The following is a 16,208-nucleotide window of genomic DNA, read 5'->3' as shown; positions in this document are numbered from 1 at the left end:
GTCCGCACTCGGAGGTGCTCGGCGTCAGCCGAACATGCCCGGCCGGTAGTCGCCGGCGGGCTGCTGCACGAGGACGTTGAACCGGTTGTACATGTTGATCAGGGCGATGGTGGTCACGAGGGCGGCGAGCTGGTCCTCGTCGAAGTGCTTGGCGGCGTTCTCCCAGACCTCGTCCGGGACCCCGCCCGCGGCGTCCGCGATCCGGGTGCCCTCCTCGGTCAGTGCCAGGGCGGCGCGCTCGGCCTCGGTGAACACCGTGGCCTCCCGCCAGGCCGAGACCAGGAGGAGCCGCTGCACGTCCTCGCCCGCGGCCAGGGCGTCCTTGGTGTGCATGTCGGTGCACATCCCACAGCCGTTGATCTGGCTGGCGCGGAGCTTCACCAGCTCCTGCGTGGCGTGCGGCAGCGTCGAGTCCGAAACGGCCTTGCCCGCCGAGTTGATGTGCCGGAAGACCTTGGTCGCGACCGCGTTCTCGAAGAGGTTCAGACGCGCTTCCATGATGTGCTCCTGTGTCGTCGTCGTTGGCTACACCTCATTGACGGGACGGCACGACGGGTTGTGACACTCACGAATGTGACCTGCGTCTCCCCAGCAGCCTGCGAGCGGCCCGGCCCTAGCTCCACAGGGTCACATGGATGGCCGGCCGGAAGCGGCCCGCGGTCACGCCCGCGCCGCGGAGCATCGCCTGGGTGGCCCGGGGTGTGGTGACGAAGCGGCGCAGCTCCGCGGCGGCGGGCGGTGCCTCGCGGTCGGCGAGGGCGAGCAGGTTCCAGGAACCGCGGGCGGGCAGGTGCGGGCCCTGGAGCCGGCACAGGTCCCCGTCCGTAAGGTCCTTCGCGACCGCGAACGCCACGGCCAGCGCGATCCCCTTGCCGCGCTTGGCCTCCTCCAGGGCGGCGGCATGGCTCTGGAAGATGCGCTGGTTGTGCTCGGGGACGCTCAGCCGGCGCAGCACCGCGGGCACGAGGCCGGTGCGGCCCGCCGCGGAGGGGCCGAGCAGCCAGGTCTGTTCGCGCAGTTCGGCAGGACCGGCACCGCCTGCTGCCATGGGGTGGTCGGGGCCGACGACGGCGATCACCTGGTAGTTGAGGAAGTGGGTGCAGGTCATGGACTCCTCAAGCGTCGCGGGCCGGGGGCCGATGGCCACGTCGACCGCGCGGTTGACCAGCAGTGAGGCGAAGTCCTGCGGGTCGTGGACGCTGAGTTCGACGTCCAGGTCGTCGGCGCGCCCGGCGAAGAGTTCGATGAGGCCGGGTGCCGCGTGCTCGGCGAACAGGCTCGACGCGGCGACGCGCAGCAGCCGGCGTCCGGACCCGGCCCCTCGAACCTCGAGAATCGTGCGGTCCTGCAGGCCCAGCATCTCGGTCGCCCGGCTCGCGAGGCGCAGCCCGCCCGGGGTGAACGCGAGCCCGTGCGCGGTCCGGGTGAACAGCTTGTCGCCGAGTTCCCTGCGCAGATGGGCGATGTGGATCGAGACGGCGGCCTCGGTGACGGCGAGATCCGCCGCGGCCGCCTTCACCGAACCGAGTCGGACGGTCGCCGAGAAGGCCCGCAGTTGTGCCGGGGTCAACGAGAACCTCCCGCGCTCCCCACGGGTGCCCATCACCTGTGAGCTGCACCTCAAATTAGCGCACCAGTTCCCCGAGAGCCACTGTCACGCACGGGGCTTCGGGAGGCTCAAGTGACCCTGGGGACAAGGGAGTTCGGAGACCTCAAGGAGGTTCGGGTCAGTCCAGCAGTCCAGCGGCGAGCGTCGCGCCCAGCTCCCAGCAGGCCTCGGCATCGGCCTTCGTCGGCTCGCCCGTGACGGTCACCGGCTTCGCCGCGAGTCGCCAGCCCAGGCCGGTGGTGATCGTCTCGATGCCGCGCACCGCGCCCGTGACGTCGCTGCCGCCGTGCACGTAGTACCCGAAGGGCCTGCCCTGCGTCGCGTCCAGGCAGGGGTAGTAGATCTGGTCGAAGAAGTGCTTGAGGGCGCCCGACATGTAGCCGATGTTGGCCGGGGTGCCGAGCAGACAGGCGTCGGCGGCCAGCACGTCGGAGGCGGTGGCGGCGAGCGCGGGGCGCCGTACGACCTCGACGCCCTCGATCTCCGGCGCGGTCGCCCCCGCGACGACGGCCTCCAGCATGGCCTGGCAGTTGGGCGAGGGCGTGTGATGCACGATCAGCAAGGTGGGCACACCCGCACCCTAGTTCAGCCCTCACTCGGCCCTCATTCAGAAGAGACGGCACTGAATCCGATGAAAGGGAGTTGTTGGACTTCAGAATCGTCCGCGAGCACAGTGAACCCCATGAACCACCTCGCAGATCCCGCCCGCTACGACGGCACCATGCGGTACCGGCGCACCGGGCGATCCGGCCTCGACCTCCCCCTCCTCTCCCTGGGCTACTGGCACAACTTCGGGGACGACCGGCCCTTCGAGACGCAGCGCGAGATCGCCCTGCGCGCCTTCGACCTCGGGATCACCCACCACGACCTGGCGAACAACTACGGCCCGCCGTACGGCTCCGCGGAGAGCAACTTCGGCCGGCTGATGAAGCGGGACCTCGCCCCGTACCGCGACGAGCTGGTGGTCTCCACCAAGGCCGGCTGGGACATGTGGCCCGGCCCGTACGGCCAGGGCGGCGGCTCCCGCAAGTACGTGCTCGCCTCGCTCGACCAGTCCCTCGATCGCATGGGCCTGGACTACGTGGACATCTTCTACTCCCACCGTCTGGACGCGAGCACCCCGCTCGAGGAGACGATGGGTGCGCTCGACACGGCGGTGCGCCAGGGCAAGGCCCTCTACGTCGGGATCTCCTCGTACGACGCCGAGCGCAGCCGGGAGGCCGCGGCGATCCTGCGCGAGCTGGGTACTCCGCTCCTGATCCACCAGCCGTCGTACAGCATGCTGAACCGCTGGATCGAGACCGACGGTCTGCTGGACGCCGCCCAGGAGGAGGGCTTCGGGGTCATCGGCTTCACGGCGCTCGCGCAGGGGCTGCTGACCGGGCGCTATCTGAACGGTGTGCCGGAGGGTTCGCGGGCCGCCGCCGGGACGTCGTTCGACACGTCGTGGCTGTCGGAGGACATGCTGGTCAGGCTGCGCGCGCTGAACGACATCGCGGCCCGGCGCGGGCAGACCCTGGCCCAGATGGCGCTCGCCTGGGCGCTGCGGGACGAGCGGGTCACCTCGCTGGTCATCGGCGCGTCGCGCACCGAGCAGCTGGAGCAGAACGTGGCCGCGCTGGAGAACCTCGACTTCAGCGCCGAGGAGCTGGCCGAGATCGACAAGTACGCCACCGACGGCGGCGTCGACCTGTGGCGGGACGCCCGGACCGGCAACCTCGGCTGACCTCGCGGTTCAGCACAGCACGCGCAGCGCTCCGGGCAGGACCCTGACCGTGACGGGCAGCACGGCCTCGACCTCGCCGTCGGCGCCGTAGGGCACGTCGCGGTCGGCGGAGATGCTGATCTCCCGCCCCCGCAGAATGCGCACCTGGGGCCGGTCGACGTGGGCGCCGGTCTTCAGGTCGTTCATCAGGGCGAAGAACAGCCGCCGGGGCGCCTCGCTGATCATCACCACCTCCAGCAGCCCGTCGTCCACGCGGGCGTCGGGGGCGATGAGGCGGCCCGAGCCGTAGTAGCCGGAGTTGGCGGCGACCACGGTGTAGCCGGTGTGCCGGTGCTCCTCGCCGTCGACGGTGACGCGGTAGCGGGCGGCCCGCCAGGTGGTGACGGCCCGCAGGCCGCCGGCGTAGTAGGAGGCCGCGCCGCGCAGCAGTCTCGCCTGGTTGGCGTGGCGGTTGGCGAGGGCGTCGACGCCGGCGTAGACGCTGCCAGGACGACGGTGCGGTCGTGGACGGCGGACTCGACCTCGATGGTGTCGACCGGGCGAGGCTCGTGGTGGAGCAGCACCTGGGCCAGCTCGGCGGGGTCCGAAGGCAGTCCGAGGGCACGCGCGAAGTCGTTGCCGCGTCCGGCGGGGACGAGCCCCAGCACGGCTCCGGTGCCGCTGAGCGCGCCGCCGATCCCGCCGGCGATGCCGTCCCCGCCGACGGCGAGCACGACCCGGCCCTTGTGGCCCGCGTCCCGGGCGAGTTCCTGGGCGTGGGCGAGGCTGCGGCTGTACTCGGTCTCCAGCTCGGCCCCCGCCTCCCGCAGCGGCCGGGCCACGGCGAGCAGCGCGGCGGCGCCGGTGGAGCCGCCCGCGGTGGGGTTGACGACGGCGGTGAACTGTCGCATCGGTGTGGCCTCCGGTCAGTCTTCGAGGGGCAGCAGAACACCCGGGTTGAGCAGCCCTTCCGGGTCCAGTCTCCGCTTCACGGCCCGCAACGCGTCGACGGCCAGCGGCCCGGCCTCCCGGACGTACCAGTCGCGATGATCGGTGCCCACGCCGTGATGGTGGGTGATGGTGCCGCCGGCCGCGAGGATCGCCTCGTTGGCGGCGTGCTTGGCCCGCGTCCAGTGCGCCACGGGGTCGTCGCCCTGTGCGGAGACGACGGTGAAGTACAGCGAGGCGCCGTTCTCGTAGACGTGGGAGACGTGGCACATGACCAGGGGCGGGGTACCGGCCTCGGTGAGGGTGCCGGTCAGCGCGTCCCGCACGGCCGCGTACAGCTCCGGAATCCGGGACCAGAAGGTCGCCGTCTCCAGCGTCTCGGCGAAGGCGCCCGCGTCGAGCAGGGAGTCGCGCAGATACGGCGCCGAGTAGCGGCCGTGGGCCCAGCGCTCGCCGGGTTCCGTGCCGAGGGGCGTGCCGCCGCACTCGCTCAGGACGGCAGCGGCGCGTTCCCGGCGGTACGAGACGTCCTCCTCCGTACCCTCGTATCCCGCGATTGCCGTGCATCCGGCGGACGTCGAGGCGTCCGCGGACCCGATCGCGTCGGGCTGGGCGAGGCCGATGAGGGTCTCGGTCTCGTCGGACAGCCGCAGTACGGTCGGGCGCGGCCCGTCCTGGGCGAGCCGACGCAGTGCCGCGGAACCCTCCTCGAAGGAGGCGAAGCGCCAGCCTTCGTACACCCGGGTCTGCGGGACGGGGCGGATCCGGACCGTCACGGACGTGATCACGCCGAACGCTCCCTCCGAGCCGAGGACGAGCTGGCGGAGGTCGGGTCCGGCGGCCGAGCGCGGGGCGCGGCCCGTGTCGATCGTGCCCTCGGGGGTGGCGAGGGTGAGGGCTAGGACCATTTCGTCGAAGCGGCCGTAGCCGGCGGAGGCCTGGCCGCTGGAGCGGGTGGCGGCGAAGCCGCCGATGGTGGCCCACTCGTAGGACTGCGGGAAGTGGCCGAGGGTGAAGCCGTGTTCGGCGAGCAGCGCCTCGGCTTGCGGGGCGCGCAGGCCCGGTTGCAGGGTGGCGGTACGGGAGACCGGGTCGAGGGCGAGCAGCCCGTCCATGCGGCGCAGGTCCAGGGCGACGAAGGTGCGCCGCCTGGGCGCGAGGCCGCCGACGACGGAGGTTCCGCCGCCGAACGGGACGACGGCCAGGCCGAGTTCGGCACACGCCCGCAGCACGGCGAGGACCTCGTCGTGCCCGGCCGGGAGCAGGACGGCCGCCGGGATGTCGTCGACCTCGCCCTCGCGGATGCGCAGCAGATCGGGGGTGGACTTGCCGCGGGTGTGCCGGATCCGCGTCTCGGCATCCGTGCGCACATGCTCCTCGCCGCCCACCGCGGCCGCGAGCGCCCGGTGTGCTGCAGGGTCCAACTGCCGCTCCGGTACGGCGATGTCCGCCAGCTCGACCGGATCGACGGCGCGCGGCTTCACACCGAGCAGATCGCGCAACAGCCCGATCACCGAGTCGGGCAGCGGCGTCGCCCTGGCCGGATCGCCCCAGCCGCTCCACAGCATGTCCATGACTGTCGTCCTCACCGGTCGATTCGAGCGATTCCCGTCCGCCGACGGCACCCGGGGCCCGTCGAGGCGTTACACTGTGACACATGACGCCTATTCGTCACAACGGCTCGGACAGCGACGCGGTGCTCGACGCGGTACGGGACTGCGTCCTGGCCGTCGGGGTCCGCCGTACGACGCTCACGGACGTGGCCCGCCGCGCGGGCGTCTCCCGGATGACGCTGTACCGGCGCTGGCCCGATGTGCGCACGCTGGTCGGCGACCTGATGACCCGCGAGTGGGTCGGCGTGGCCACCCGGGCGATCCCCGAGCCCAGACCGGGGGCGGACGCGCGGAGTCTGCTCGTGGAGGGCCTGGTGGCCGGAGTGGACGCCTTCCGCGCCCATCCGCTGTTCCGCAAGATCGTCGACGTCGACCCCGAACTGCTGCTCCCCTATGTGCTGGACCGGCGCGGGGCCAGCCAGATCGCGCTGCTGGAGCTGCTGGCCGGCGGCCTCGAGGAAGGGCACGCCGACGGGTCGGTGCGCGCCGGCCATCCCGAGCGGCAGGCGCGGTCGCTGCTGCTGATCGTCCAGTCCTTCACCCTGTCCCTGCGGACCATGACCGACGAGGACGACGCCGAGCTCGACTCCCCCGCCTTCCTCGCGGAGTTGGGCGACATCCTGGAGAGGACCCTCACGCCATGAGCAGCGACCCCGCCCCCGGCTCGTCCCTGTCCGCCGCCCGCCGCTCGCGTGAACTCGCCGGGGCCGTCGGCGGTCCCGTCGTGGACGTCCTCGTCGTCGGGCTCGGCGCGACCGGTGCCGGAGTGGCGCTGGACGCCGCGGCCCGCGGGCTGTCCGTCGTCGCCGTCGACGCCCACGACCTGGCCTTCGGCACCTCCCGCTGGAGCAGCAAGCTGATCCACGGCGGGCTGCGCTATCTCGCCGCCGGCCAGTTCGACGTCGCCCACGAGAGCGCGGTCGAGCGGGGCGTGCTGATGGAGCGCACCGCGCCCCATCTGGTCCGCGCCCAGCCGTTCGTGCTGCCCCTCACCCCGCTGGTCTCCCGCGGCCAGGCGGCGCTCGCCTGGGCCGGCTTCAAGGCGGGCGACACCCTGCGCCTGACGGCCCGCACGGCCCGGGCCACGCTCCCCGCGCCGCGCCGTCTCTCCGCGGTGGAGACCCGTCATCTGGCCCCCGCTCTGCGCAACGGCGGCCTTCGCGGCGGACTGCTGTCCTGGGACGGCCGGCTCGTCGACGACGCCCGCCTGGTCACCGCCGTGGCCCGCACCGCCGCCGCGCACGGCGCACGGGTCCTGACCCGCGTCCGGGCCCTGGAGCTCACCGGCTCCGGCGCCCGCGTCCGCGACGAACTCACCGGTGAGGAGGGCGAGATCCGAGCCCGCGCGGTCGTCAACGCCTCCGGCGTCTGGGCAGGCGCCCTGGTGGACGGCATCCGGATCCGGCCCTCGCGCGGCACCCACCTCATCCTGCGCGCCGAACACCTCGGCCCGCTCCCGGCCGGCCTGCACATCCCGGTCCCCGGCGAGACGAACCGCTTCGTCCTCGTCCTGCCCCAGGGCGACGGCCGGGTCTACGTCGGCCTCACCGACGAACCCGTCGAAGGCGGGATCCCGGACGTGCCGGAGGTGCCCGAGACGGACATCGGCTTCCTGCTCGACGTGCTCGGCTCGGTGCTGGACGCCCCGGTCCGGCGCGAGAACGTCGTCGGCGCCTTCGCCGGGCTGCGCCCCCTCCTCGACACCTCGACCGGCGAGGCCGCCAGGACCGCCGACATCTCCCGCCGGCACGCGGTGCTCACCTCGTCCGAGGGCGTGATCACGGTGGTCGGCGGCAAGCTCACCACGTACCGGCGGATGGCCGAGGACGCCGTCGACGCGGCCGTCCGGACCCGCCGCCTCACCGCGGGCCCCTCCCCCACCGCGTCCCTCCCGCTCGTCGGCGCCGCGTCCCCACGGGCCCTCGAAGCGCTGCCGGCCCCCCGCCACCTGGTCCGGCGCTACGGCACCGAGGCACCGGCCGTGCACGCCCTCGGCACGGCCGACCCCCGACTGGCCGAACGCGTACTGCCGGGACATCCCGTCACCGCAGCCGAACTGCTCTGGGCGGTACGCCACGAGGGCGCGCTCGACGAGGCCGACGTACTGGACCGGCGCACCCGGATCGGCGTGGTGCCGGAGGATCGCGCGGCGGCACTGGACGCCGTACGAGAGCTGCTGGGTGAGGCCCTGGCCCACCAGGACTGAGGTTTGCGGATCCCCGCCGCCGCGGCTCACCGCGCGGGATGCGAATTGCCCGCTTATGCTCCCTTTGCGTGACGCACACGTTCGACGAACTCGTGGAGAAGCAGCGCGCGGCCGACCAGGCCCACAACCGGGTCGAGGAGCTGCGGCACTCGTACGGCCCACCGACTCAGCCGGGCGGCTGGAGCGGACAGCAGACCGAGACGTACGAGACGGCGTGGCGCGCCTGGCGCGACCTGGCCCGTGAGGCGCAGTCCTCGGTCACCGAGTACGCCAAGGAGTCGGGGAAGCCGCGTACCGACGTCGAGGCCGAGGTCAAACAGGCGGTCCGGCATTCCGAGCCGGAGACCTGACCGACGCCAGGGGGCGCCCGGGCCGACGGTCGGTCCGGGCGCCCCCTGGTGTGGTGTCAGCGCACGTAGCGGCGGCGCGTCCGTGTGAGCAGGAACAGGCCCGCGATCAGCAGGGCCGTGCCGGCCGCGGCGGGCCACAGGGTGGTGCCGGTCTCGGCCAGGCCGCCCTGGACGGCCTGCGGTTCGGTCTGGTTGGCGGCGGAAGCGTCGTTGCCGCCCGTGGACTGGGCGGAGTTGTCGCCGGTGTTGTTGGAGCCGTCGTCCGAGGAACCGCCCTGCGCGGCCGCGGTGCTCTTGGACGCGGAGGGCTTCGCGTAGACCTTGGGCTCCGAGGTGCTGGACATGGTCGGCGCGTCGTCGGAAGCCGGCTGCTCGGTCGCCGGGGCCTGGGTCGTCGGGTCCGCGGACTGCTGCTGGTCGGATCCGTCACCGTTGTCGGAACCGCCGTTGTCGGAACCGCCGTTGTCCTGGCCCGAGTTGCCGTTGTCGCTGCCGGAGTTGCCGTTGTCGTCACCGGCGGGCGGCGTGGTGGGGTCCTCGGTGGGCTGGTCCGTCGGCTTCTCGGTGGGCTGGTCGGAGGGGTTCTCCGTCGGCGGCTGGGTCGCCCCGTCGTCCGAGCCCGGGTCCTCGCCGGTGCCCGCGCCGCAGTTGCGGCCGCCGTTGATGCAGGAGACGACCTCCTTCATCAGGCCCGCGTCGAAGACGTTGATGAAGTCGCCGTGGTCGGTGACCGGCTTGTGCAGCTGCTCGGGGAAGGAGTCCACCGCGAACAAGGGAGTGGTCTTGCCGCCGTCGTTCAGGCTCGGCGCCTTGACGTCGTAGACGATGCGCTGCACCAGCTGCGGGATGGCCTCGAAGCCGCTGGGGCAGTTGCCCTGGGCGTCCGCGAAGGCCACGTGGGTGCGGTGGTTGGCGCTGTCGATGTTGCGGCCGTCCCAGCAGCTCTGGAAGCGGAAGGTGCGGACCACGTCACTGCCCTGCGGGCACAGCGGGTACTTGTCCTTCAGCTGCCGGTCCTCGAACCCGGTGCAGCTCCAGGAGGCGTTGGCGTTGGCCGGGCCGTTGACGAAGGCCTTGGCGTCGCCGGTGATGATGCGCAGCAGGCGGGGCATCTCGGTGACCTTGCTGCGCGGGCTGCCGATGAAGGTGAGCGTGACCTGCTTGGCCTGGACGATCTGACCGGCGTTGCCCTCGATGCCACCGCCGGGCTTGTTGGCGTCCTGCTCCTGGGTGCCGTTCTGAAGTCGCAGCACGGGCCAGTAGTACGTGGACTTGTCGCCCGGGTTCTCGCAGCTGGTGTCGGCGTTCGCGAGGTCGTCGTCGCTGGCGAAGGCGCTGTTGGACTGGTTGCCGATGTAGTCGTGGAAGTGGTGGGCGCCGTTGGTGACACCCGGGGCCACGATCACGTTGTCGGAGTTGAACAGCCCGTTGGCGTTGACACCGCAGCTGGTGGTGAAGGTGCCCTTGGAGACGAAGGAGTTCAGGTTCGGGGCCGGGGCGTTCGGCTGGACGGAGTTGATGTCCTGATAGTCCCCGGCGACGGGCCCGTTGCCGGCCTGCCCGCCGTTGCCGTTCTGCTGACCCCCGCCGTTCTGACCGTTCTGGCCGTCTCCCTGGCCCTGTTGCTGACCCTGTTGCTGACCGTCCTGGGAGTCGCCGTTGTCCTGACCGGCGTTCTGGTCGTTCCACGTCCGCATCGAGCAGTCCGCCATGGAGTCGAGCCCGTCGGCGCTCTGCCCGGCCTGTTCCATGGCGCCGCCGATGCGGTCGAGCGTCTGGGACCGCTGCTCCTTCAGAGGCTTCATGACGGCGTCGTCGGTGTAGCCGCTGTCCTGGCGCTGTTCCGGCGTCGCCGACTGCAACCGCTGGTAGGCCTCGGCTATCTGCTGGTCCAGCGAGGCGAGTTGCTTGTCGACCTCGCCCCGTGCCTGGTCCGGCACCTCGGTCAGCTTGCTGCCGACGTCGGGACAGTCGATGGTGCCGGCCGCCGCGCTGCGGGTCGACTGCTCAGTGCCCGAGCCGCCTTCCGTCGCCGAGGCGTAGACGTTGGCCGCGACGAGCCCGCCACCACCCAGCATCAGGGCGAAAGCCGCGAAGGTTGCGCGGCGCGGTCCTGTCGGGCGTCTGCGCGTGTTGCGTCCCACGAGAGTTCTCCTACGGATCATGGCGGTCAGGCATGGAAATCCCTCGACCCCATACGGACACCGGCACAGGCGTGTTCAACCGCACCACAGATTCATAGGAACCTCTCAGTAAGCGCGTGCACCCGGACGCGCACGCGTGGCACGACCGAAGCCGACGCGGCTGACTACAGACATGGGCGAACAGGACTTCGACGTATGGACCGCCGGGAATGCGTACGAGCGGTACATGGGCCGTTGGAGCAGGCTGGTCGCCGACGACTTCCTGAACTGGCCGGCCCGCCCGTCCGGTGGGCGCCGACTGGACATGGGCTGCGGTTCGGGGCGTTGACGGCGGCGGCACGATGGACGGGGTCGTGAGCGGGCTGCTGCTGGACTTCCGGCCCGAGCCCTCCGTCGCGATCGCCGAGGCGGCGCGCGTGGTAGCGCCGGGCGGTGTGGCCGCCGCGTACGTGTGGGACTACGGCGAAGGCATGGAGTTTCTGCGGCACTTCTGGGACGCCGATTCCCCACGCTCTTCGCCGACTTCGCGGATCTGAGCGAGTGACGGCGCACCCATGGGCCGTTCGCCGCCCAAAGCCAGGTGGCTGACGCCGGTTCAGACAGTGGCCCGTTCTGCGATCTTGGAGCACGACGGCCACACCAACCCATCTGCGCGTGTGCTCAACTCCCTTGTTTCACCGAGGCGTTACACCTCCAGCCAGAAGCCGGTGCGGGTCAACCAGAGGTCGAGCAGCGCCGTGTCGCCCCGGGTTTCGACGGCGGGGACCGGGCGGCGGTAGAGGAACAGGAGCAGCTCCGTCGCCGATCCGCGGACGCTCACCGCGGCAGCCTCGCCACCGGATCGCCATACGGGACGCTCGCCGGTGAGGTCGACGAGCCATTCGCCGGCGCCGGTCGCCTCGAAGCGGAGCGTGCGCCCGGGGCCGAGCAGGCCGGGCGCGTCCGGTCCGGGCTCGTACGCCTCGGGGACCGTCGAGAACGCCAGCCACTCCTCGACGCCGTCGACCGCGAGCCCCTCGCCGAGGGTGAACTCCCCGCCCGTCGCCAGCACCGCGTCGGCGCGGTGGACGACGGTCTCGTGGGTCATCCTCCTCGCCCAGAACGACGTCGACTGCTCTACGAGTTGCTCGTCGGCCGGCGTCCACACGGGCACCCCCGGCCCGGCACCGCGCAGGGCGGCACCGAGCTCCGCGGCACCCTCGCCGAGCCAGGCGCCGAGTGCGTCGCCGTCCAAGTGGGCATATGCGGCCGGGTCGTTGACGCCCGCGTCGGGAAGCGGCCCGGCGGCTCGCGTCCGTACGATCTCCCCCGCCCATCGATGGTCGCCGCCCACGTGCCGCAGCAGCCGGCCGAGGTCCCAGCCCGGGCAGGTGGGCACCGGAGTGGTGGGGTCCGCGCCTCCGACCTGGGTTCTGAGCAGGTCGGTCTGGGAGACGATCTCGCGACAGTGGTCGTCGAAGGTCAGCGAAGTCACCCGCCCATCATGGGCCACTTGTCCGCACCCTTGACGTGTTTGGTTCAGACCTTTAGGTTCCCGGACACACGGCTTCACGTGTACGACCCAAGTTCACCCACGTGAACCGCTCTGTGCTGCCACCCCCCCCACCGTCCGCCGCCTGCGAAAGGCTGTGAACCCACTCATGAGAGCCCAACCCCCCACCCGCCGCGCCCTGTTGCGCGGCAGCCTCGCCACGGCCCTGCTCACCCTGCCCGCCGCGTTCGTCGCCGCCCCGTCCGCCGACGCCGCCGCGCCCGCGCCGATGGCCGTCGCGCCGTACCTCTACAACGGCTGGGGCAGCCCGCCGAGCCCTACCACCATCACCAACGCGACCGGCGTGAAGTGGTTCACGCTCGCCTTCGTCCTCAGCAACGGGCACTGCAATCCGCAGTGGGACGGCTCCCGTTCCCTGACCGGCGGTGTCGACCAGCAGACCGTCAAGACCGTCCGCGCCAACGGCGGTGACATCATCCCCTCCTTCGGCGGTTACAGCGGCAACAAGCTGGAGAGCTCCTGCTCCAACGCGACCGAACTGGCCGCCGCCTACCAGAAGGTGATCAACGCCTACGGCCTCAAGGCGATCGACATCGACATAGAGGCCGCCGCCTACAGCGGCGGCGCCGTCCAGCAGCGCACGGTCGACGCGTTGAAGACCGTGAAGTCGAAGAACCCCGGGCTCAAGGTGTACATCACCATCGGCACGGATCAGAGCGGCCCGGACACCAGCCTCATCAAGCGTGCCGCCTCGTCCGGTCTCTCCGTGGACGCCTGGGCGATCATGCCGTTCGACTTCGGCGGCGCCGGCAGGAACATGGGCACGCTGACCAAGCAGGCCGCCGAGGGGCTCAAGTCCGCACTGAAGAGCGCCTACGGCTACAGCGACGACCAGGCCTACCGGGACATGGGCATCTCGTCGATGAACGGCATCACCGACGACAACGAGAAGGTGACGGTCGCCGACTTCCGCACCATCCTCGGCTACGCCCAGCAGCACCACCTGGCCCGTCTGACCTTCTGGTCCGCGAACCGCGACCGCCCGTGCACCGGCGGCCCCGACGACAGCTGCTCCGGGGTGAGCCAGCAGGCCTGGGACTACACCCGCGTCTTCGCCGGATACACCGGCTGATGCACGCAGTGAGAACCGGCGCCGTACGCGTCCTCGTCCCGCTGGCCATCCTGCTGACAGGACTGTCCGCGCCCCGGGCGCACGCGGCCGCGCAGCCCTTCAGGCCGCGCAGAACGGCTTCGCCAGGTCGTCCTGTGCGTCGAGGACCGCACCCAGCCCTCGACGAGGAACCTGCCGGCGACCTTCACCTCGTCCGTCAGCGAGTGCTGGTACAGCGGCTACTGCCCGATCCTGTGGACCAACACGAAGTACCGGATGCTGTACGCCAACTTCGGCCACAACGCGATGAATTACGAGACCGACACCACGTTCTCGTCGACGTTCGCGAGCCAGGCGCAGAACCGGTTCCTGCTCGACGGGCTGAAGTGGCTCGGCGGCGTCACGGGTCCGCACCTGACCGCGCACCCCTGAGCCGGTGCGCAAGGGGCCCCGACCGCGGCGAGGGCGCGGTCGGGGCTCGCACCGCCGAGGTGAGCCGGCGCGGGGATCCGCCCTAGCAACTGGACCGCCGCCGGTGCTTGGCCCGCACTGGCGTTCCCTACGATGACCGGGTGACGAGTGACACCCCCACACGGGCCGGCGCCGATGAGGACGTCCGCCCGGCCGCGGAACCCGAGACCACTTCCTGGGCGCAGCGCCTGCGCCGGTTCGGGTACACGCCGGCCCCACGGACCGACACCCGCGAACGCCTGGTGCCCCCGTTCCCGGAGCCGAGCACCCGGATCTGGGAGTTCCTGGGCCTGGGCCCGGCGCTCGCCCGGCGCCTCGCCGGATCCATGGCGTGGGTCGGCCCGCTCCTCGTCGCTGCCGTCGCCGGGGCGATGCGGTTCTGGCGGCTGGGCCAGCCGCACGACCTGGTCTTCGACGAGACGTACTACGCGAAGGACGCCTGGTCGCTGCTGAAGCTCGGTTACGAGGGCACCTGGCCGGACCGCAAGATCGCGGACCCGAAGATCCTTGCCGACCCGCAGGTGATCCCGCTCTCGGACGCCGGCAGCTTCGTCGCGCATCCGCCGATGGGCAAGTGGGTGATCGCGTTCGGCGAGAACCTCTGCGGCCTCGACCCGTTCGGCTGGCGGTTCATGACGGCGCTGCTGGGCACCCTGTCGGTGCTCATGCTGTGCCGAATAGGCCGCCGCCTGTTCCGCTCGACGCTGCTGGGCTGCCTGGCCGGGGCCCTGATGGCGGTGGACGGCCTGCACTTCGTGATGAGCCGCACCGCGCTGCTCGACCTGGTCGTCATGTTCTTCGCGCTGGCGGCCTTCGGCTGTCTGCTCGTCGACCGTGACCGGGCCCGCGCCCGCCTCGCGGCCGCCCTGCCCGTCGGCCCGGACGGCTTCGCGCGCCCCGACCCCCAGACCGGCGAACACGCCGGCACCGGCCTGCGCCCGTGGCGCCTGGCGGCCGCTGTCTTCCTGGGCCTGGCGGCCGCGAGCAAGTGGAACGGCCTCTACTTCCTCGTCTTCTTCACCGCCCTGACCCTGCTCTGGGACGTCGGCGCCCGCCGTGTCGCGGGCGCGTACAGCCCGTACCGGGCGGTGCTGCGCAAGGACCTGGGCTGGTCGGTGGTCTCGATGGTGCCGGTCGCCGTGCTGACGTATCTGGCGACCTGGACCGGCTGGTTCCTGTCCGACAAGGGTTACGACCGCCACTGGGCCGACGGCCGCGGCGGCACCTGGTCGTGGATCCCGGCCCCGCTGCGCAGCCTGTGGCACTACGAGCACGCGGTCTACGAGTTCAACATCAACCTGCACTCCTGGCACCGCTACAAGTCCAACCCGTGGAGCTGGCTGGTGCAGGGCCGGCCGGTGTCCTTCTACTACGAGTCCCCGAAACCCGGCCAGCAGGGCTGCCGCACCAGCGTCGACTGCTCCCAGGAGATCCTCGGCCTGGGCACACCACTGCTGTGGTGGACGGCCTGTTTCGCGCTCGCCTACCTCCTCTACCGGTGGGCCATGCGCCGCGACTGGCGCTCCGGTGCCGTCCTGTGCGCGGTGGCGGCCGGCTATCTCCCCTGGTTCAACTACCAGGACCGTACGATCTTCTCGTTCTACGCCGTCGCGTTCGTCCCGTACCTGTGTCTGGCCGTGGCCCTGCTGGTGGGCGCCCTGCTGGGACCGCCGGGGGCGAGTGAGCGACGCCGGCTCGTGGGCATGGCGGGCGCGGGCGTGCTGGTGCTGCTGATCATCTGGAACTTCATCTACTTCTTCCCGCTGTACACGGGCCAGACGATCCCCTACTCGGACTGGCACGCTCGGATGTGGCTGGACACCTGGATATAGGCGCGGGGTCTCGTCAGAGGGAGTCCAACTCCCCTGTGGTACGGCCGAGATAGGTGACCGGACCGGGGTCCGGCACCTCGATCTCGTGGAAGCCGAGGCGGTCGTAGAAGGCCCTGGCGGGGGTGTTGGCCGTCACCATGCACAGGTGCGCGGCGGCGACGCCCCGGTCGTGCAGGGCGCGCAGGAAGGTCCGCATCAGCTCGCGGCCCAGGCCGCGGCCCTGCCAGGCGGGGAGCAGGTCGATGTGCAGATGGGCCGGATACCCGGCGACTTCGGGGACGATCATCCGCTCAGGGTTGTACAGCAGCGGGATCATCGCCTCGTCGGCGGTGCCGGGCGGTCCGGCGGGCTCCGGGTAGCGGTCCGCCACCAGGGGCAGCCACTTGGTGCGGAAGGCCTCGACGAAGCCGGGGGTGTCGGCGGTGCCGAGGACGTAGCCGACGGCCCGGCCGTCTCCGTCGTCCAGGACGAAGGCCAGCTCCGGCTCCAGGTGGGCGTACGGCGCCGCGAAGAGCACCGGGAAGATGCTGGGATCCGCGTAGAAGGGGCGGCTGTCCTGGCCGAGATGCGCGGTGCGGACGCAGATGTCGTCGAGGGCCGCACGGTCCTCGGGGCGGTACGGGCGGATGGCGGGAGACGAAGTCACACCGGCATCCTGCATCGGATGGGAGCGCTCCCACAAGGGTCCGGCGCAAGGGTCCGGCGCAAGGGTCCGGCGCGAGGGCCC

General features: G+C 71.6%; 15 protein-coding genes and 2 pseudogenes. 9 read left to right on the top strand and 8 right to left on the bottom strand.

Features of this window, described 5'->3' with window-relative positions; genetic code table 11:
- Positions 1 to 24 precede the first annotated feature (24 nt).
- From ACQEWB_RS47635 to ACQEWB_RS47625, 3 genes are all read right to left on the bottom strand, one after another.
- The gene (locus ACQEWB_RS47635; protein ID WP_432842843.1) at positions 25 to 498 is read right to left on the bottom strand and encodes a carboxymuconolactone decarboxylase family protein; all 474 of its coding nucleotides are present in this window, start codon (positions 496 to 498) and stop codon (positions 25 to 27) included.
- Between the two features lie 115 nt (positions 499 to 613).
- A complete protein-coding gene (locus tag ACQEWB_RS47630) occupies positions 614 to 1,570 on the bottom strand; it encodes a LysR family transcriptional regulator (RefSeq protein ID WP_432842841.1) in 957 nt (318 codons plus the stop codon).
- Between the two features lie 157 nt (positions 1,571 to 1,727).
- Positions 1,728 to 2,180 carry a flavodoxin family protein gene (locus tag ACQEWB_RS47625; protein ID WP_432842839.1) on the bottom strand — a complete coding sequence of 151 codons (453 nt, stop codon included), beginning with the start codon at positions 2,178 to 2,180 and terminating at the stop codon, positions 1,728 to 1,730.
- A gap of 111 nt (positions 2,181 to 2,291) precedes the next feature.
- Here ACQEWB_RS47625 and mgrA point away from each other — a divergent pair, with 111 nt between their 5' ends.
- A complete protein-coding gene (gene mgrA, locus ACQEWB_RS47620) occupies positions 2,292 to 3,335 on the top strand; it encodes an L-glyceraldehyde 3-phosphate reductase (RefSeq protein WP_432842837.1) in 1,044 nt (347 codons plus the stop codon).
- Between the two features lie 9 nt (positions 3,336 to 3,344).
- Here the strand turns inward: mgrA and ACQEWB_RS47615 are convergent.
- Together ACQEWB_RS47615 and ACQEWB_RS47610 are read right to left on the bottom strand one after the other, a co-directional pair.
- Positions 3,345 to 4,225 (bottom strand): annotated as a pseudogene (locus ACQEWB_RS47615) (YegS/Rv2252/BmrU family lipid kinase).
- Positions 4,226 to 4,240: 15 nt separating this feature from the next.
- On the bottom strand, positions 4,241 to 5,836 hold the full coding sequence (locus tag ACQEWB_RS47610) for an FAD-binding oxidoreductase (protein ID WP_432844381.1): 1,596 nt from the start codon (positions 5,834 to 5,836) through the stop codon (positions 4,241 to 4,243).
- Positions 5,837 to 5,919: 83 nt separating this feature from the next.
- Here ACQEWB_RS47610 and ACQEWB_RS47605 point away from each other — a divergent pair, with 83 nt between their 5' ends.
- The 3 genes from ACQEWB_RS47605 to ACQEWB_RS47595 all read left to right on the top strand — a co-directional run bounded on the left by ACQEWB_RS47605 (position 5,920) and on the right by ACQEWB_RS47595 (position 8,431).
- On the top strand, positions 5,920 to 6,519 hold the full coding sequence (locus ACQEWB_RS47605) for a TetR/AcrR family transcriptional regulator (protein ID WP_432842835.1): 600 nt from the start codon (positions 5,920 to 5,922) through the stop codon (positions 6,517 to 6,519).
- Positions 6,516 to 8,081, top strand: coding sequence for a glycerol-3-phosphate dehydrogenase/oxidase (locus ACQEWB_RS47600; protein ID WP_432842833.1), 1,566 nt, complete (start codon positions 6,516 to 6,518; stop codon positions 8,079 to 8,081). The genes ACQEWB_RS47605 and ACQEWB_RS47600 overlap by 4 nt, the downstream gene beginning before the upstream one ends.
- A 68-nt stretch (positions 8,082 to 8,149) precedes the next feature.
- Positions 8,150 to 8,431, top strand: coding sequence for a hypothetical protein (locus tag ACQEWB_RS47595; RefSeq protein ID WP_432842831.1), 282 nt, complete (start codon positions 8,150 to 8,152; stop codon positions 8,429 to 8,431).
- A 56-nt stretch (positions 8,432 to 8,487) separates the two neighbouring features.
- On the opposite strand, the gene ACQEWB_RS47590 is transcribed toward ACQEWB_RS47595, so the two are convergent.
- A complete protein-coding gene (locus ACQEWB_RS47590; protein WP_432842829.1) occupies positions 8,488 to 10,575 on the bottom strand; it encodes a DUF1996 domain-containing protein in 2,088 nt (695 codons plus the stop codon).
- Positions 10,576 to 10,747: 172 nt separating this feature from the next.
- Between ACQEWB_RS47590 and ACQEWB_RS47585 the strand changes: the two genes are divergently transcribed.
- Both ACQEWB_RS47585 and ACQEWB_RS47580 read left to right on the top strand, forming a co-directional pair.
- Positions 10,748 to 10,903: a hypothetical protein gene (locus ACQEWB_RS47585; RefSeq protein WP_432842827.1), complete on the top strand. Its 156-nt coding sequence runs from the start codon at positions 10,748 to 10,750 to the stop codon at positions 10,901 to 10,903.
- 13 nt (positions 10,904 to 10,916) lie between these two features.
- Entirely contained in the window at positions 10,917 to 11,111 is a 195-nt protein-coding gene (locus ACQEWB_RS47580; protein ID WP_432842825.1) for a hypothetical protein, read from the top strand.
- 149 nt (positions 11,112 to 11,260) lie between these two features.
- On the opposite strand, the gene ACQEWB_RS47575 is transcribed toward ACQEWB_RS47580, so the two are convergent.
- Positions 11,261 to 12,049: a maleylpyruvate isomerase family mycothiol-dependent enzyme gene (locus ACQEWB_RS47575; protein ID WP_432842823.1), complete on the bottom strand. Its 789-nt coding sequence runs from the start codon at positions 12,047 to 12,049 to the stop codon at positions 11,261 to 11,263.
- A gap of 166 nt (positions 12,050 to 12,215) precedes the next feature.
- On the opposite strand from ACQEWB_RS47575, the gene ACQEWB_RS47570 reads away from it, so the two are divergent.
- The 3 genes and pseudogenes from ACQEWB_RS47570 to ACQEWB_RS47560 all read left to right on the top strand — a co-directional run bounded on the left by ACQEWB_RS47570 (position 12,216) and on the right by ACQEWB_RS47560 (position 15,481).
- The gene (locus tag ACQEWB_RS47570) at positions 12,216 to 13,199 is read left to right on the top strand and encodes a chitinase (RefSeq protein ID WP_432842821.1); all 984 of its coding nucleotides are present in this window, start codon (positions 12,216 to 12,218) and stop codon (positions 13,197 to 13,199) included.
- A 129-nt stretch (positions 13,200 to 13,328) separates the two neighbouring features.
- A pseudogene (locus tag ACQEWB_RS47565) lies at positions 13,329 to 13,577 on the top strand (1,4-beta-xylanase); the annotation flags it as partial.
- A gap of 173 nt (positions 13,578 to 13,750) precedes the next feature.
- Positions 13,751 to 15,481, top strand: coding sequence for a dolichyl-phosphate-mannose--protein mannosyltransferase (locus ACQEWB_RS47560; protein WP_432842819.1), 1,731 nt, complete (start codon positions 13,751 to 13,753; stop codon positions 15,479 to 15,481).
- A gap of 13 nt (positions 15,482 to 15,494) precedes the next feature.
- On the opposite strand, the gene ACQEWB_RS47555 is transcribed toward ACQEWB_RS47560, so the two are convergent.
- Positions 15,495 to 16,127 (bottom strand): GNAT family N-acetyltransferase, encoded by a 633-nt coding sequence (locus tag ACQEWB_RS47555; RefSeq protein ID WP_432842817.1) that lies wholly within the window; start codon positions 16,125 to 16,127, stop codon positions 15,495 to 15,497.
- Positions 16,128 to 16,208 lie beyond the last annotated feature (81 nt).

The organism is Streptomyces sp. CA-249302, from assembly GCF_050936785.1.
Classification (GTDB): Bacteria; Actinomycetota; Actinomycetes; order Streptomycetales; family Streptomycetaceae; genus Streptomyces.
Note: the sequence above shows the minus strand (reverse complement) of the source record. Positions and strands in the feature narration are given on the sequence as shown.

What these genes read in the sequence shown, in the direction of transcription:
- ACQEWB_RS47585 (WP_432842827.1), top strand. Translation starts at nt 10,748, where the DNA reads ATGGGCGAACAGGACTTCGACGTATGGACCGCCGGGAATGCGTACGAG.
- mgrA (WP_432842837.1), top strand. Translation starts at nt 2,292, where the DNA reads ATGAACCACCTCGCAGATCCCGCCCGCTACGACGGCACCATGCGGTAC.
- ACQEWB_RS47580 (WP_432842825.1), top strand. Translation starts at nt 10,917, where the DNA reads ATGGACGGGGTCGTGAGCGGGCTGCTGCTGGACTTCCGGCCCGAGCCC.
- ACQEWB_RS47635 (WP_432842843.1), bottom strand. Translation starts at nt 498, where the DNA reads ATGGAAGCGCGTCTGAACCTCTTCGAGAACGCGGTCGCGACCAAGGTC.
- ACQEWB_RS47610 (WP_432844381.1), bottom strand. Translation starts at nt 5,836, where the DNA reads ATGGACATGCTGTGGAGCGGCTGGGGCGATCCGGCCAGGGCGACGCCG.
- ACQEWB_RS47570 (WP_432842821.1), top strand. Translation starts at nt 12,216, where the DNA reads ATGAGAGCCCAACCCCCCACCCGCCGCGCCCTGTTGCGCGGCAGCCTC.
- ACQEWB_RS47605 (WP_432842835.1), top strand. Translation starts at nt 5,920, where the DNA reads ATGACGCCTATTCGTCACAACGGCTCGGACAGCGACGCGGTGCTCGAC.
- ACQEWB_RS47600 (WP_432842833.1), top strand. Translation starts at nt 6,516, where the DNA reads ATGAGCAGCGACCCCGCCCCCGGCTCGTCCCTGTCCGCCGCCCGCCGC.